This is a genomic window from Streptomyces sp. NPDC052079 (assembly GCF_040680275.1).
In the GTDB taxonomy this organism is placed as follows: domain Bacteria; phylum Actinomycetota; class Actinomycetes; order Streptomycetales; family Streptomycetaceae; genus Streptomyces.
The window spans coordinates 442,637-457,397 of record NZ_JBFAWL010000001.1; the positions used below are offsets into that span (position 1 = coordinate 442,637).

19 protein-coding genes and 1 pseudogene are annotated in these 14,761 nt (G+C 69.4%); 8 read left to right on the forward strand and 12 right to left on the reverse strand.

The window, feature by feature from the left end; all coding sequences use genetic code 11:
- Nucleotides 1-50 precede the first annotated feature (50 nt).
- The 4 genes from AB0L56_RS02160 to AB0L56_RS02175 all read right to left on the reverse strand — a co-directional run bounded on the left by AB0L56_RS02160 (nt 51) and on the right by AB0L56_RS02175 (nt 3,662).
- Entirely contained in the window at nt 51-1,670 is a 1,620-nt protein-coding gene (locus tag AB0L56_RS02160) for a VWA domain-containing protein (protein ID WP_365417932.1), read from the reverse strand.
- Nucleotides 1,663-2,877, reverse strand: a complete 1,215-nt coding sequence (locus tag AB0L56_RS02165; RefSeq protein ID WP_365417935.1) for an AAA family ATPase — start codon at nt 2,875-2,877, stop codon at nt 1,663-1,665. The genes AB0L56_RS02160 and AB0L56_RS02165 overlap by 8 nt, the downstream gene beginning before the upstream one ends.
- Before the next feature lie 63 nt (nt 2,878-2,940).
- Nucleotides 2,941-3,282 carry a helix-turn-helix transcriptional regulator gene (locus AB0L56_RS02170; RefSeq protein WP_361021912.1) on the reverse strand — a complete coding sequence of 114 codons (342 nt, stop codon included), beginning with the start codon at nt 3,280-3,282 and terminating at the stop codon, nt 2,941-2,943.
- Nucleotides 3,279-3,662, reverse strand: a complete 384-nt coding sequence (locus AB0L56_RS02175) for a type II toxin-antitoxin system RelE/ParE family toxin (protein ID WP_361021915.1) — start codon at nt 3,660-3,662, stop codon at nt 3,279-3,281. The genes AB0L56_RS02170 and AB0L56_RS02175 overlap by 4 nt, the downstream gene beginning before the upstream one ends.
- Nucleotides 3,663-3,740: 78 nt before the next feature.
- On the opposite strand from AB0L56_RS02175, the gene AB0L56_RS02180 reads away from it, so the two are divergent.
- Nucleotides 3,741-4,481 (forward strand): NUDIX hydrolase, encoded by a 741-nt coding sequence (locus tag AB0L56_RS02180; protein ID WP_365417938.1) that lies wholly within the window; start codon nt 3,741-3,743, stop codon nt 4,479-4,481.
- Here the strand turns inward: AB0L56_RS02180 and AB0L56_RS02185 are convergent.
- On the reverse strand, nt 4,464-4,883 hold the full coding sequence (locus AB0L56_RS02185) for an ATP-binding protein (RefSeq protein WP_365418823.1): 420 nt from the start codon (nt 4,881-4,883) through the stop codon (nt 4,464-4,466). The two genes, AB0L56_RS02180 and AB0L56_RS02185, sit on opposite strands and share 18 nt — an antisense overlap.
- Nucleotides 4,883-5,086 (reverse strand): hypothetical protein, encoded by a 204-nt coding sequence (locus tag AB0L56_RS02190; protein ID WP_365417941.1) that lies wholly within the window; start codon nt 5,084-5,086, stop codon nt 4,883-4,885. The genes AB0L56_RS02185 and AB0L56_RS02190 overlap by 1 nt, the downstream gene beginning before the upstream one ends.
- A gap of 161 nt (nt 5,087-5,247) precedes the next feature.
- Between AB0L56_RS02190 and AB0L56_RS02195 the strand changes: the two genes are divergently transcribed.
- Together AB0L56_RS02195 and AB0L56_RS02200 are read left to right on the forward strand one after the other, a co-directional pair.
- Entirely contained in the window at nt 5,248-6,102 is an 855-nt protein-coding gene (locus AB0L56_RS02195; protein WP_365417944.1) for a helix-turn-helix transcriptional regulator, read from the forward strand.
- Entirely contained in the window at nt 6,083-6,358 is a 276-nt protein-coding gene (locus AB0L56_RS02200; protein WP_365417947.1) for a DUF397 domain-containing protein, read from the forward strand. The genes AB0L56_RS02195 and AB0L56_RS02200 overlap by 20 nt, the downstream gene beginning before the upstream one ends.
- Nucleotides 6,359-6,365: 7 nt before the next feature.
- Here AB0L56_RS02200 and AB0L56_RS02205 read toward each other — a convergent pair whose 3' ends face one another.
- Together AB0L56_RS02205 and AB0L56_RS02210 are read right to left on the reverse strand one after the other, a co-directional pair.
- Complete coding sequence (locus AB0L56_RS02205; RefSeq protein WP_365417949.1) at nt 6,366-7,049, reverse strand: hypothetical protein; 684 nt, start codon at nt 7,047-7,049, stop codon at nt 6,366-6,368.
- Nucleotides 7,046-8,416 (reverse strand): SMI1/KNR4 family protein, encoded by a 1,371-nt coding sequence (locus AB0L56_RS02210; protein WP_365417952.1) that lies wholly within the window; start codon nt 8,414-8,416, stop codon nt 7,046-7,048. The genes AB0L56_RS02205 and AB0L56_RS02210 overlap by 4 nt, the downstream gene beginning before the upstream one ends.
- Nucleotides 8,417-8,562: 146 nt before the next feature.
- Here AB0L56_RS02210 and AB0L56_RS02215 point away from each other — a divergent pair, with 146 nt between their 5' ends.
- The 3 genes and pseudogenes from AB0L56_RS02215 to AB0L56_RS02225 form a co-directional block, all read left to right on the forward strand.
- Entirely contained in the window at nt 8,563-9,054 is a 492-nt protein-coding gene (locus AB0L56_RS02215) for a hypothetical protein (RefSeq protein ID WP_365417955.1), read from the forward strand.
- Between the two features lie 427 nt (nt 9,055-9,481).
- Complete coding sequence (locus tag AB0L56_RS02220; RefSeq protein WP_365417958.1) at nt 9,482-9,643, forward strand: hypothetical protein; 162 nt, start codon at nt 9,482-9,484, stop codon at nt 9,641-9,643.
- 222 nt (nt 9,644-9,865) lie between these two features.
- Nucleotides 9,866-10,693: pseudogene (locus tag AB0L56_RS02225) on the forward strand (IS5 family transposase); the annotation flags it as partial.
- A gap of 25 nt (nt 10,694-10,718) precedes the next feature.
- On the opposite strand, the gene AB0L56_RS02230 reads toward AB0L56_RS02225, so the two are convergent.
- The 3 genes from AB0L56_RS02230 to AB0L56_RS02240 form a co-directional block, all read right to left on the reverse strand.
- Nucleotides 10,719-11,363 carry a hypothetical protein gene (locus tag AB0L56_RS02230; RefSeq protein ID WP_365417961.1) on the reverse strand — a complete coding sequence of 215 codons (645 nt, stop codon included), beginning with the start codon at nt 11,361-11,363 and terminating at the stop codon, nt 10,719-10,721.
- Between the two features lie 181 nt (nt 11,364-11,544).
- Nucleotides 11,545-11,991 carry an SRPBCC family protein gene (locus AB0L56_RS02235; protein ID WP_365417964.1) on the reverse strand — a complete coding sequence of 149 codons (447 nt, stop codon included), beginning with the start codon at nt 11,989-11,991 and terminating at the stop codon, nt 11,545-11,547.
- A gap of 159 nt (nt 11,992-12,150) precedes the next feature.
- Nucleotides 12,151-12,459 carry a hypothetical protein gene (locus tag AB0L56_RS02240; RefSeq protein WP_365417967.1) on the reverse strand — a complete coding sequence of 103 codons (309 nt, stop codon included), beginning with the start codon at nt 12,457-12,459 and terminating at the stop codon, nt 12,151-12,153.
- A gap of 189 nt (nt 12,460-12,648) precedes the next feature.
- On the opposite strand from AB0L56_RS02240, the gene AB0L56_RS02245 reads away from it, so the two are divergent.
- On the forward strand, nt 12,649-13,527 hold the full coding sequence (locus AB0L56_RS02245) for an alpha/beta hydrolase (RefSeq protein ID WP_365417970.1): 879 nt from the start codon (nt 12,649-12,651) through the stop codon (nt 13,525-13,527).
- Here the strand turns inward: AB0L56_RS02245 and AB0L56_RS02250 are convergent.
- A complete protein-coding gene (locus AB0L56_RS02250) occupies nt 13,518-13,907 on the reverse strand; it encodes a hypothetical protein (protein ID WP_365417973.1) in 390 nt (129 codons plus the stop codon). The two genes, AB0L56_RS02245 and AB0L56_RS02250, sit on opposite strands and share 10 nt — an antisense overlap.
- Before the next feature lie 200 nt (nt 13,908-14,107).
- Between AB0L56_RS02250 and AB0L56_RS02255 the strand changes: the two genes are divergently transcribed.
- On the forward strand, nt 14,108-14,665 hold the full coding sequence (locus tag AB0L56_RS02255) for a hypothetical protein (RefSeq protein WP_365417975.1): 558 nt from the start codon (nt 14,108-14,110) through the stop codon (nt 14,663-14,665).
- Nucleotides 14,666-14,761 lie beyond the last annotated feature (96 nt).

The window sequence follows — 14,761 nt, forward strand, 5'->3', positions numbered from 1 at the left end:
ACGACGCCGGGCCGCTCTCCGCGACGGACGTCCGGACGACCGGGGCCCGTTCAGATCACGCGGAACAGGTCGGCCGTGGTGTGGACGTCCGTCAGGTCGTCAATCGTGCGGAGGTTGTCGCACAGGGACTCCAGGACCGAGCCCGACTCGGTGGCGGCGTCCGGAGTGGCGATGGCGACACCGAACAGGCGGAAGCCCAAGCGGTGTTTGGCGTCGTTCCAGACGCGGGTCCACCTCTCTGTGACCTCGCAGGCGTCGTCGGTGATCAGGACGATGTCCCCGCGCCCGCGGGCCGTGTCGTCGAACTCCTCCTCCAGCAGCCCGGCGGCCGTGCTCAGCGGACGCTGGAAATCGGTGCCTCCGCCGAGGAAGGTCTCCGCGAAGTCGAGGACATCGGTGACCCCGGCCGGACGGTCGCCCGGGAAGCGGAAGACGCGGATCTTGTCGGCGGCGGAGAACAGGATGCCGACGAAGTCCCGGCCGGCGTGCCGGGCCTGGTCGAGCAGGGCCAGCGCGCACGCCTTCGACCAGGCCTCCCGGGTGATCCCGCCGGGCCCTTCCGCGTACATGGAGTGCGAGGTGTCCACGCACGCGATGACGGCACCCCGGCCGGTGCTCTGCTCGCCCCGGGTGTGGTAGAGCATCAGCTCCCCGGCCGCGTACCGCGCGGCGAACACCGCACGCAGTTCCGGCACGCCAAGGACCGCCAGTTCGGAGGGGATGACCCGGGACAGGTCGTCGCCGAGGGTGACGCCGACCAGTTCCCCCATGGCGTTCTCCACCTTCCGGGCCCGCTCGCCGTCGGCCATCTGCCGGAAACGGCCGATCAGTTCGGCCCACCGGGCCAGCCGACCGCCGCGCAGCCGCTCGGCCAGCCGGGCACGCTCGTCGAACGGCATCCGTTCCAGTTCGCCGGAGCCGACGCCCCACGCCCGCATCAGCGCGGCCTCCTGCCGGACGGCCTCCGCCGCCGTCGCCGTCGCGTTCCGGGCGGCGGCACGGATACCGGGGAGGGCCGCCGCGAGGGCCTGGGCGGCGGCACGGGCCTCCTGCCGGGCGGTGGCCTCGGCGGCTTCCGCGGCCTCGATCGCCCGGCGTACGGCGTCGGCGGCCGGGGCGGGAACGGTGCCGTCCTCGCCGGCCTCCTCGGCGGCCTGCCCGAGCGCCTCGCTCACGGCGGTCGCGGCGGTTACGGCCTCCTGCTGGGCGTTGTTCGCATGTTGGGCCCGGTCCATGGCGTTCCGGGAGCGTTCCAGGAGGCCGCGCAGTGCGGAGGCCTGGGCGAGTACGGCCATGGCGGCCGCGTAGGAGTCGCCCGCCGTCTCCCGGTGCATTGCGGCGAACTCCGGTGACCGCAGCAGTGCGGCGACGACCTGGTGGTTGACCAGGTGGGAGGGGGCCATCTCCGCACGGTCGCGCAGCCGGGGGACTGCCTGGTAGGCGGACAGGAACACGTCGGCCAGCAGGTCGGTGGTGTGGAGGTGGCGCGGGTCCAGCTCGGCCGCCAGCTCGCGCAGCCCCGCCGACTGCTCGTACACGTCCCGCCACGCCACCCGGTCGAACGGGCCCGCGACCACGGCCGCCGTGTGCCGTGCGGCGGCGGCGGAGAGGGCCAGCCACCTGCCGGAACGGCCCGCCAACGCGTCCAGTGCGCTCTGCCCGTCACTCATCGTGCGCCTGATGGAGCTGGGCCTGCACCATGCTCGCGTCCATACCGAGGGCCTCGGTGAGGACGCGGGCGCGGACGGCGCGCTGGCGGCCGGTGACCCGGTCGATGGCGGCGGTGGAACGGCCCGCGCTCGCCGCCTCCTCGCGCAGCTTCTCCAGCCGCTTCCCGGCCAGGGCGAGTGTGCCGTGGGCGTTCTTGATGACCCACTCGCTCAGCGCCTCCCGGGACTGCCCGGCCATGGCGTCGAGCTGCGCCTCCAGCTCCTCGATGGTGTCCGCCAGGTCGAGCGCCTCCTTGGCGTCCGGGTTGACCAGGTGCAGCACCTCCCGCTCGACGAGCGGACGTTGGGCGGGGGAGTCCCACAGCACATGCGTCAGCACCGACAGATCGGTCTCCGACACCGCCGTACGCCCGTCGAGGTAGGCGGACGCCTGGAGCAGCCCCACCGCCTGCCGCCACCGGCGGTCGGAGGCGACGAGCTCCTTGCGGCGCAGCGCGGCCCGCAGCGTCACCACCGCGTCCACGATCATGTCGGGCACGTCCACGGCCGGGACGCCCTCGGTCACCGCGTGCTGTAACGCGGCCAGCTCCACGCTGGTCGGGGGCGGAGGTTCGGCTGGACGGCCGACGGCGGACCGCACCAGGGCGGCGAAGTTCGAGGGGTCCTCCAGATACCCGACCTCGATCCGGACCAGCAGCCGGTCGTAGATCGCGGCCGAATCCTCTCCGTCCGGCAGCTCGTTGCTCGCGGTGATCGCCCCGATCAGCGGGCAGCGGATCGGGGCCCCGCCGTTCTCGGGGTGGTAGATCCGTTCGTTGAGGTAGCCCAGCGTCTCGTTGAGCGCGGCGGTGGAGCACTTGAAGATCTCGTCGATGAACGCGACATGCGCGGTCGTCGCCCGCCCGTCGTACACCTGCCGGTACTCGCCCCGGGCCAGCGCGGCGACGTCGATCGGGCCGAACATCCGCGTCGGCGCGGTGAACTTCGACAGCAGGATCTCCCAGTACGCGGCCCCCTCGATACGGCCCGTCAGCTCCCGCGCCAGCTCCGACTTCGCGGTCCCGGGCGGTCCGAGCACCAGCGAGTGCTGCCCGGCCAGCAGCGTCACCGCGAGCGTCCGTACGACGTCCGCCCGCTCGTAGAAGCGCTCCGACAGCTCGTCGCAGATCGCGCGCAGCCGCTGGGCCGTGTCCCGCCCGTCGTCCATGTCCCTCTCCTCGCCCGTGACGCCCTGTGGGGCCTGCCGCCTCTGACAGGGACCCCGGTACGCTCAGGCCGCGTCGGTGTCGTGAGCGGTGAAGGTCACCCGGGTGTCGTCGTCGTCCAGCGCGATGTTGAGCGTGGCGTCCATGGCCTTGGCCAGCTTGGCGAGAAGCGGCAGCGTGGGGACGGTGTCGGAACCCTCGATACGGGAGATCTTGGCCTGGGTGAGCCCGGCGCGGTCGGCCACTTCCGTCTGGGTGAGCCCCAGCTCCGTCCGCCGGTCGTACACAGCCTTGGCCAGTGCCATGGACAGCCGGATCTCACGCCGTGCCTCGGCCACGTCCTCCGGCTCGGTGAGGCCCTCGGCGAGCTTCCGCTCACGCAGGCTCTTCCAGCGGCTGTGGCTCATGGTTCCAGCTCTCCCTCGTCGACGGTCCGGACGAATGCCTCGTGGGCCGGTTCGTGTTCCGCCTCGCAGATCTTCTGCGCGAGCTTCGCCCGCCGGACCTCGGCGTCCTCCCGCATTCTCGTTTTCCGAAAGACGGTCAGCAGGACCGCGGTGCGATGCGGAGTGAGCCAGTACGTGAGGCGTATGGAAGCACCATCAAGCGTCGGGCGCAGCTCCCGGACTCCGTCGCCGAGGTAGCGGGCGTAGGGCTCGCCGAGTTCGGCAGCGTGCTCGGCGAGCAGTCCGACATACTCGTCGATCTTGAGGAAGTGCTTGGCCGGAAGGGCTGCCAGCCAGTCCCGCACTTCGGGTTCGAGCTCGATCGTGAAAAGCGCATCCACGAGACGACTGTATATGTCGTTTGCAACATACTCAATGCGAGACACAGGCTGGCCGTACGCACCCGATACGGTCCCGGTGTGGATCTTTTTGATGCCGGCCCGCTCCGGCTGCTGGAGGCTCCGCCGCTGCGGCTGTCCCCGCGGGACCGGCGGGCCATGGACGACGCGTGGGACGCGGCGGTGCGGGCCAACCCCGCCTTGTTCGACGGACCGGTGGCCGGGTGCACGAGCCTGGTGCACGACGAACGCGACGGCCTCGTCCTGACCTGGGTCCGGGCGACGTACCGGTACTTCGTCCTGCGCAGGCTGCCCGGCGCGACCGTACGGCTGCCGTCCCTGTTCGTGTCGGTCGCGCAGCCGTCGGAGGACGGGCGGCTGCTCGTGGGCCGGATGGCGCCCTGGACGACCTCAGCCGGCCGCTGGCAGCTCCCCGGCGGCTCGGTCGAGCCCCCGCCGGACGGCGAGCCCCTCGACCTGGCCGCCCTGCGCCGCCACGCGGCCCGCGAACTGGCCGAGGAGACCGGCGTCGACACCCCCGCCGACGACCTCACCCCCTGGCAGGTCACCCGGCAGACGAACGGCAGCGTCGGCGTCCTGTTCCGGGCTCCGTCCCGCCCCGCCGCCTGGCTGCACGCCCGCCACGCGACCCTCACGGCGACCGAGCACGCCCTCGGCCGCACCCCGGAACTCGACCGGCTGGCTCTCGCCCGCTCCCCGGCCGACCTGACGGCCCTCACCGGCCCACACGTCTCCTACCTGGCCCCGGTCCTCCACCGTCACGCCCGGTCCGACGGCCCCTCGTCACACGGACACCACTGACACCGCCCCCGCCCCCGGAACGGCGCCGCTTTCCGGCGCCGTCGCCCCCAGCTCGCACCACACGGTCTTACCGCCGGGGTGGCTGTGCACCACGCCCCACCTCAGCGCGAGCGCCTCCACCAGCGCGAGCCCGCGTCCCGACTCCGCGTCGGCGTCCACGGCCGCGTGCAGAACGGGCAGCACCCGGGGGTCGGGGTCGGTGACCTCCAGCCGGGTCCGTCCTCCGTCGTCGCGCGACACCCGGATGGTGACGGGGACTCCCTCGCCGAGGTGCTGGATCACGTTGGTCACCAGTTCGCTCGCGCAGAGCTGGACGTCGGTGCCGTAGTCGCGCAGGGCACGGCGTACGCCGGAGACCTCGGCCGGTGTGGCGAGCAGTTCGAGTGTCGTGTCCGGTCGCATCACGCGGCCCCCTTGCGGAGGGCGGCGGTCAGGGCCTGGGCGGTGAGGAGGTTGCAGTTGCCGAGCGCGATCAGCGGCCGGGCGGGGCAGCGCGCGGCGAACGTCGGCAGGTCGACGCCGAGGGACGGCAGCGTGATGCCGTGCGCGGCGAGCGCCGCCCGCAACTCCTCGGCGCAGGCGTCGGCTTCGGTGGGGCTGTGCATGGGGGGATTCACACCTTCCAGTGCGCTGTGTGACGAACGGCTCACACTCTGCCGCCGCCCGGCGTAGCGTGACAGCCCTTCGGTATCCCGGCCCTGAACTGCACGTACGCGATACGGCAGTTGGTACCGGCTGGGGAACGGCACAGCAAGGAGGGTGAACGATGGGACAGCGCAAGGACATCGACGGCTCGACGGGCGTCCCGACCTTCTACGGCAGTGAACTGCGCTGGAAACGGGAGGAAGCGGGGCTGACGCTCCAGCAGTTGGTCGAGGGCAGCTTCTACGGCCCGAGCCACCTCAGCGAGATCGAACGCGGCACGCGGAGGATGCCGGCGGAGCTGGCGGAACACGTGGACAAGGTGCTCGGTACGGACGGGTTCTTCCGGCGGCGGTGCGAGGACGTACGGAGGGCGAAACGGCGGGGGCACGCGAGTTATTTCGAGCGGGTACTGGAGGCGGAGAAGCACGCGGAGACCATCGAGGAGTGGTGCCCGACGCTGGTGCCTGGGTTGTTGCAGACGGAGGCGTATGCGCGGGCGGTGACGCGGGCGGCGCATCCCCTGGTGCCCGACGCGGAGGTGGAGGAGAAGGTGTCCGCACGGCTGGCGCGCGCTCAGCTCTTCGACGACAACCACAAGACCCCTGAGTACTGGGTGATCCTGCCCGAGTCCCTGCTGCGTCAGCCGATTCTGCCGCCGGAGCAGCACGCCGAACAATTGGAGCGCGTGACGGAACTGGCGCGGCGCCATCGGATCGTTTCCCAGATCCTTCCGTGGAACTGCGGGCCGCACCCGCTGATGCTGGGCAGCGCCATGGTTATGACCTTCTCCGACGCTCCCCCTCTGATCTATACGGAGGCTCAGTACAGCGGGGACACCATCGACGATCCGGGCCTCGTGAAGCAGTACCGCAAGGCATACGATCGGCTTAGGGCCGCCGCACTGCCTCCGGAGGCGTCCCTCGCCCTGATCGAGCAAGCGGCTGAGGATGACCGAAATGGCAAACTACGCAATTGACTTGAGCACGGCTGCCTGGCGCAAGAGCAGCTACAGCAACGGCGATGGCGGCAACTGTGTGGAGGTCGCCGAAGCCTTCCCCGGCGCCGCCCGCTGGCGCAAGAGCACGTACAGCAACGGCAGCGGCGGCAACTGCCTCGAAGTCTGCGACGCCCACACCGCCGTAGTCCCCGTCCGTGACTCCAAGGTCCCCCACGGCCCGGTCCTCACGATCACGGCCCAGGCCTGGACGTTGTTCGTCGCCTCCCTCAAGTGATCTCAGGTCAGTTCTGGTTCACCGGGAAGACGGCCGCCGGGTCGCAACGCTTCGGGCAGGCCAGCAGGTAGACCTCGTTGCCGAGGAACAGGAGGTAGGCGTCGTCCCGGATGCTGTAGGGCTGCACCGGGGCCCCGGGGTGGACGCCGAACTCCCAGTTCCCCGGCACCTGGCAGACGAACGCCAGCTCCGATCCGCACGCGCACCGGTAGTACTCGGGGTCCTGCACCCAGGACGCCGTACCGCCCACCTTGAAATACGTGTCCTCGAAGGGCCGCAGGGCCAGGGGCAGAGCCCGCACGGCCGGTTCGGGCTCCGCCTCCGGTATCCCCGGGTCACGCTGGAGCAGCACCCGCCAGAATGAGCCCGGGAACGGCGGCTGCGGAGCCTCCCAGAACCGGGGCACGAGGCGGCCGTCGGCCGTGATCGGGTCGGACGCGTCGTTGTGGTGCGCACAGTGGAAGACCGACAGGTGTTCTCCGCCGAAGTACTCGATGTCGTCGGGCAGATCGAGCTGGAAGAACAGCGCCATCCGCTCGCCGCAGAAGCAGCGCGGCCACTCCTGGCCGTCGTCGAAGTAGGGCCACCCGCCGACCGAGTTCCGGGCCGGCCGGTCCAGCGACTCGGTACCGACCTCGATCTCGTACTCGGAGGGCGCCACCCACTCCACCTCCAGCCCGTCCTCGCTCACCGGCCGGCGTCCAGAACGGTCCGGCCGATAAGGGGCCGGTCCCACAGGGCGAGGAGCTCGTTGGCGAGGTCGAAGATCGGCAGCGGGGGCTGCTCGCCCTGCACCTCGATGCGGGCCGCCGACAGGCCCTGCGGAACCGCACCGGCGTCCAGCAGGACCCGCCACTCCTCCGGGCCGAGGCTCAGGTACTCCAGACCCGTCAGCCCGGCGATCTCCAGGGGGTCGGCGAGCGTACCCGGAAGGGCGGTGAGAGTCCTCAGGCGGGGAAGCCCGGCTACCGGGGCGAGGCTGACCGGCGCGCCCTTCCGCCAGCCGATGCAGAGCACCTCCAGCTCGGGATGGGCGGCGGCCTCCACACTGTCCAGGTAGTGGCTGTTCACCCGGGCTACCACCGGCGGGCTGTCCGCGTCGCGGTCCTGGTGCCAGCCGCTGGGTCGGTTGATCACCATGTCGGTGAGGGAGTCGGCGCGTAGTCCGGCGCCGATGGTCCGCTCGTGGTCGATCACGATGACCTGCCCCTTATGTCCGCCGGGGCCCGGCGTCAGGTCGACGGCCAGCCGGTCGCCGCCCCCGTTGTCGCCGAAGACGATCCAGCCGGGCGAGCCGACGAGACCCTGCACGGCGGCGTCCGGCGCGGTGACGACGGCGTCGTCGGCAGCGAATTGCCAAGGGCAGGGACGGGAGGCCGCGTCTGCGATGTACAGCGAGTCCAGGGAGAAGAGCTCGCAGCCGACGGCGTCAGCGACGCGCTCCGCCGCCGCGTAGTCGCCGCCCCAGTCCTGCCGCCGCGCGCGGGTGACGCGGTAGAGCGCCTTGAGCTCGTCGGGCAGCGCGACACCGAGACGTGCTTCCGCTTCGGCGATCTCCTCCTCGGTGGCGCCGATCGCGTCGGGAAGCCGCTCGCGAAGGGTCCGCTCCAGCAGCGCCGGGTCCGCCGACGGCGCAGGTGTGGCCCCCGGCACATCCTCGGGCAGGCGCCGCCAGGGCTCGGGAACGGCACCCTCGATTAGGAGCAGGGCTCCCACGAAGGGGCTGACGACGCCGTGCTCCACGGCAGGGCCCAAGTCGACGACGTGAAGCCGTGTCGTCCCGTCCGGCGCCGTCTCGACCATGTACGAAACGCTGCTCGCGCCGTCGGCCCTGAGGGCGTCCTGTACCCGTTCCACGGCGGTGAACTGGTCCTGCATGTCCGCCACCTGGAGGGCTCGCCCCGGCTGCGGGCGCGGCTGGGGGGCGGGCAGTGTCCAACTGCCCAGAGTGATCTGCCCCACGAAGCAACCCCCCGGCGCGTCGAGCTGTTCCGCATGGGCATCCCGCACGAGCCCCAGCAGCGGCTCCCAGGTCGCGAGGTCATGTATCTGGGACAACGGCGCGCTCCACTCGGTCTCGGTCTGTTGGTCACCCGGCAGCACAACTGATCACTGCGTTGGCACGCGATCCTAGGACCGGCCACTGACACCGCCGCTCCCTCTGCTCTACTGCCTTCAGAGACGCCGGGACCAGGAGGGGAACGATGGGTGTTCTGACCGACTACTTCCGTGCACCGCACGCCGAGGCGGTGGTGCAGTCGCTGGAGGAAACGGACGGAGGATCCCCGCTCCTCGCGGAACCCCCTCGGTTCGAAGGAGCCGACGCCAAGGGCGTGGATAACGTGGTCCTGGGGAAGCTGATCGCCGCCATCCGTCGAACCGAGTGGCGAGTGGACCTGGTGGACGGGACGACCGTCTGGCCGACCTGCCCGGCACCGGGTCCGGACGGCACCGAGACCGAGGACGACCCGTGGGCTACGGGCCCATGGGTATGGGAACTCCCGTCCCTGGTACGGGACACGCTGGCCAGAGTACCCGACTCCACGGTACCTGCGGTCATCGCCCGGTGGACTGACGCGGAGGAACTCCAAGGAGCGAGCGTCGAGAGCATCCAGCCGCTGGCCGAGAAGCTCATCGTTCTTGCCAGACGGGCTCAGGACGCCGATGAGCAGCTCTACTGCTGGCTCTCATTGTGAGGCCGCTCCGATGACGGGACGCTGACCCCATGTCGAATTCGTATGCGCGGCCCATCCTGAGGACGACGGATCTCGCGGCGGCGATGCGCGTCGTTCAGCAGTTGCTGGTCATTGCCGACACGAGTGAGCTGGAAGTGGACTTCGAGGCACGAATATCCTCGGTGCCCACCATGACAGCCCTGATGGGACTGCGCCCGGACACGGACTGGTGGGCTGAAGGAGACCGGCGGGGCTCGTCGGAGTCGGGAGACGACCCATTGGCGCATCTCCCCGTCAGAGTGCGGAGCTGGGCGCTGCCGCCGCAACTTCTGGATCCGCTCATCAGAGCCACGGGCGGCGCGCCCCTGCCACAGTGCGGTGGGATCTCTCCGGGTGGCCGGAGGCACCCGAAGTGGGCCTCGGCGTCGGCGGATACAGAGGCGCGTTCGTGACGCTGTGCCTGAACTCCCGCGACCTCGACCTGGAGGTACCCGCCACCGACCACACGGTGTTCGTGCACGTCAAGCAGTTCGAGGCCGAACGTGCCCCCTGGCTGGCGGCCCAAGTCGGGCTACAGGTGATCGGCGACCTTGTGATGGCCCCTTACTGACTGACCTACCGTCCGCCATCCGCAAGTGTGCTCTGGACTTCAAGGGCCTGGGCAAGCTCCGTCACGTCGGCGAGCAGTACTTCGCCCTGCCCCACCGGTTCAAGCGATGTGTCATCCCTGGGAACGACGCCTCGAACCTCACCACCCCTTCCTCTCGTTGACCAGTAGCCCGATCTGCTGGCACAGGCTTCTAGGGCGTGTATCGAGTCATGATCAATTTGGACTGTGCATAACCGCTTCCGGCAGTGGCGTGACGCGGGCGTCTTCGAGGCCCTGCTGGAGAGCCTGATCGTGGAAGCAGCGAAGCGGGGTGAGTTGGACCTGCCCTTGGTCAGCATCGACTCCACCACCGCGCGCGCTCACCACGACGCCGCCGGGATGCACCTGGATCAGGGCCTCCTCGCCGCTCTGGAGAAGGCCGCCGCCAAGGAGGATAAGGTCAGGTCAAAAAGGGGTAACTCCGAAGAACAAAACGGGCAGGAAGCCGAAGCGGATCCCGAGCGAGAGGAGCGGCGAGGCGTCCAACGCCGACGAAGAGTCCGCCTGAAGGCCGCACTCCTGGGACGCTCCAGGGGTGGGCAGACCAGCAAGGTGCACCTCGCCGCCGACCGCAAGTGCCGCCCGCTGGCATTCGTCCTGACCGCGGGCCAGGCCGCGGACAGTCCGCAGTTCATCCCCGTACTCAACCAGGTACGGGTCCGCGGGCCTGTGGGCCGCCCCTGCACTCGCCCGGACGCGGTCGCCGGGGACAAGGCCTACTCGTCCCGCGGCAACCGTGCCCACCTGCGGAAACGACACATCAAGGCGGTCATCCCGGAGAAGAAGGACCAAGCCACCAACCGGAAGAAGAAGGGCAGCAAGGGGGGTCGACCCGTCAGTCACGACGCCGACCTCTACAAGGAGCGGAACACCGTCGAGCGACTGATCAACAAGCTGAAGGCCTGGCGGGGAATCGCCACTCGCTACGACAAGACCCCGGAGAGCTACCTCGCCGGCCTCCGCCTGCGCGCCTTGATGATTTGGATCAAAGACCTCACCCGATGCGACTGACCGCTCGGGCGGCGACTTGAGCGCCTTACCAGCCGACGGCGCGAGTCGCCAGCCGCCGACGCACCCAGGCGGCGAAATCGTCCCCAGGACCAGCTGGCCGCACGTCGGTCAGCAGCGCTTCTATCTCGGGAACCGGTGCGTCATCGACCCGCAGCAAGATCTCCAGTCTGGTCAGCGGCACCAGTCGCACGACCGGCATGGTCGGATGGCGACACTCGTGCAGGAGATTGGTTCGGTCGAGCAGGTGGATCATCTGCGGGATCGCTTCGTCGCGCAACGCACTTGCCAGCGCCTCACCGCAGATGTGTCGGTTGTCCTCGAGCAGAGCCCAGCGTGAGCGAAGCCGCCCCTCGATGTTGGGCATATGTGCTGCCTGTGGTGGTGGAATCACGTCGCCGGCCACAACCGCCTCCCCGATGGCGCGGGGAGCCCCCACCTCGCCGCTGGCCCAGTGCTGCCGGTTGATCCACTGCCAGTAGAGAGCCGGCACAATGCGGTACCCCACTTCGAACACAGCGGTGTCCCGGTCGACGTAGTGACGTGCGAACCCGAGAACAGCCTGATCACCACTGTCCGAGACGAAGCGGAAGGTGGGGCCAGCCCGCTTGAACTTGGCTGATCGCATCACTGGCGCCACATACTCCCTGACCAGCAAGTCCAGCGGTCTCATCAGCCTCACTTCCACGTCTACGCGCCCGCATGGAGCCCAGTTGCTGCCGCAGCGTAGTGCCGCGCACCGACAGTCTCTGAGGTGCGTTGCACCACCGGATGGAGATCGACGTCCGCGAGCATGAGGGGCGCTCCTCAAGGTCACGCTCGAACCGCCCTTTGACCACAACTCGACACGTGCCCTAGGAGTTTCGGCTCACGATTGAGTTGGCGTATGACGCGAGATCGTGGACCAGGGCCTGCAGGCGCCGTCTTCTGCGCGTGTCCAGAAGTGGGAGGGCGTGCCGGTAGGTTGCCGACCAGGTGATGTCGGTGCCGCCGTGGGGTGCTCGAGCCAGGTCCACAGACCCCCGGTGGGACGTGAACAGTCCGGCGGCCTGTTCGTAGCTGAACCGCCGGCCGGGAACCAACTCGACGATGCGCTCGCGGCAGCACACCCGTCCAAGGGGGGTACGGATGGTGCGGAGGTCATCTACGCGTGCCGGTCGCTCGACCCCCGCGGGCAACTCCCACTGGACTTCGTAGTAGGAGGTCCACGACGGCCAGGACTCCGCGTCCAGGAGTGCCGCGTAGACGAGAGCGCAAGGCGCCGACGAGTAAGAGGTGGCAGAAACAGCGAACGACGGCACCCGGCAAGGCTAGATGGTGTCTCGCCCTAACTGTCCTACGCGTGCATACGGAGATCAGCACCTGCTGGGTTTCTGCCGGCGGTCCGTCGGCGGCCGGTACCGTGCGGCGCAGATCCGCAGGGGAGTGAGCTCTGTTCGTGGCAGCCGGCCCGTGCCCCCTCACGGCCCGGAGACGGCCAGGGCCTGTCCCCCGAGCACCCCGGAGACGATGAGGCAGGCGGTGGTGGCACCGGCGGTGATACGCCGCCCCAGGGGAAACCGGCGCGGGAGGCAGAGAACCATCACCGCACCGGCCCACGCGGCGGTCACCAACCGGGGCAGCCAAGTCTCCGCCCGGTCATTGACCAGGTAGCAGTGATCGGCGCGCGGCCCGGCGTCACCGAAGTAGAAAAGGCAGTCGTTCCCGAAGTTCTCGGACAGCAGCGCAGTGAGTCCCCAGCACACGGTGGTGAGGACGGCTGCGGTCACCGCGACACCGAAAACCGAGCAGCCTCCGGGGCCACGCGGCACGGCTGCGTCCATACTCCAGGACCCTTCGACCGGGCACGGCTCTCAACTGACCCTACCGGCACACGGTTGGGCCTGTCGGCCACTGCGTCCACCGCACGCTTCCTGCGTGAGCGATGAGTTCGGGCGGCGGACGGAGTCTGCTCTGTCATGACTCGTAACACCACCACCGTCAACGCCAATGAGGCCACCTTGGGCGTCGAGTCGTTCGGTGACGACGACGCGCCGCTCGTCCTGCTCGCGGGCGGGACAACGATGCTCTCCTGGCCCGACGCGCTCTGCGAGCGTCTCGTCGCCGGCGGTTGCCGTGCGGTGCGCTACGACCTGCGCGACAGCGGGGAGTCGACGACGGCGGATCCGGAGGCGCCCGCCTACACCCTGCGCGACCTCGCCGCCGACGCGGCGGCCCTCGCGGGCGCGCTCGGAGGCGGGCCCGCGCACCTCGCGGGGATCGGCGTCGGCGGAATGGTCGCCCAGGTGGCCGCGCTCGATCATCCGGGCGCCTTCTCTGCGCTCACGCTGGTCGGCACCCGCGCGGTCGCCCCCGGCCCGTCCGACGACGACCTCCCCGACCACGACGGGGAGACGATGAGCCGGCTGTTCGCGCACGCGATGCCTGATTGGAGCGACCGCGAGGCAGTCGCGGACTTCGCCGCCGCCGGTGCGGAGATCCTCGGCGACGACCCGGATACGGCACGCGCTGTCGCCGCGCACATCTGGGACCGTACGCCCAGCACCGCACCGGCGGTCCAGATGGCCAACCAGCTGGGCATGGTGTTCTCCAGGCTCGACTGCACACCGCGCTGGCGCGAGCGCCTGCCCGAGATCAAGGCCGCCACACTCGTCGTCCACGGCCGCCGCGACCGGTTCTTCCCCGTCGGCAACGCGGAGGCGATCGCACGCGAGATCCCCGGGGCGCGCCTGCTCGTCCTCGAGGAGGCCGCCACCGCGATCCCTGAGACGGCGGCCGACGAGGTCGCCAAGGCGATGCTCACGCTCGGACCGTCCGACGGCTGGAGTCAGCGGTAGTACTTACGTCGTAGATCTGCCTCGAACTGCATGTGAGGGCCCGCGTAGCTCGCGAATCGCTCCCAGAGTTCAGGAAACCCCAGCAGGAGATCCGTAATGCGAATGCTGACGAGTTCGATGACCTGAGGGCGTCCCGATCCCAGGAGTGCCTCTATCAAACGGGCCGAGCGAACGATGGTCTCCTCCACCGATTCTTCCAGCGCAGGCCGCAACAGGGGGTGGATAAATCCGTAACTCAGCATGGAATACATGCCGGGATCGGAGCACTCGCCGTTCGTGAGCTCCAGTTCCTCCTGTTCGAGCCCAGTGACAAAGGGGCGGGCCTCCGGGACATGTTCCCAAACGCTCTGCCGCACGAACTCGCTGTCTGTATTGTTCATTTCCTGTATCCGCGATGGGTTGATGGGGCGAAGGGCGAGCCCAGGGGGATGCGAACGCATCGCAACCCCCTGAACTCCGGACGGAGGCCCGGACTGTAGTTGCGGAAGCCCATGTCGTAGGTGTCGGCGTGGGCGTCCCAGCGCCACTGAGCGTTGCTGTGGGCCAGCTCACCTCGACCTTGGGCGGCACACTGTCCCTCATGTCAAACTCGTATGCGCAGCCCATCATGAGAACATCCGATCTTGCGGCGGCCATGCGGATCGTTCAACAGTTGCTCGACCTCGCCGACACAACCGAGCTCGAAGTCGACTTCGAGGTGCGAATCTCCTCGGCGCCCACCCTGACAGCTCTGATGGGACTGCTCCCGGACACGGATTGGTGGGCTGAAGGAGACCGAGACGGCTCGTCGGGCACAGGAGACGATCCTGCGATGCATCTCCCTGTCAGATTGCAGAGCTGGGCGATGCCCCCGGCCCCCGTAGATCTGCTCCTCAAATCTACGCGTAACGCCCCTGCCGTAGTGCGTTGGGACTTTTCCGGCTGGCCGGAGGCACCCGAAGTGGGCCTGGGCGCAGGCGGCTCCAGAGGCGCGTTCGTGACGCTGTGCGTGAACTCCCGCGACCTCGACTTGGAGGAGCCCGCAGCTGACCACACGGTGTTCGTACACGTCAAGCATGCCGAGGCTGAACGTGCTCCTTGGCTGGCGGCTCAAGTCGGGCTGCAGGTGATCGGCGATCTTGTGATGGCCCCCCACTGACTCACCGCATGTGTCCGTAAACGGTGGTACACACCGCCGCAGGAGCACCCAGCAGCGGAGGTCACCTGAATTCCGAACGAGCGATTTCGCCCTCTC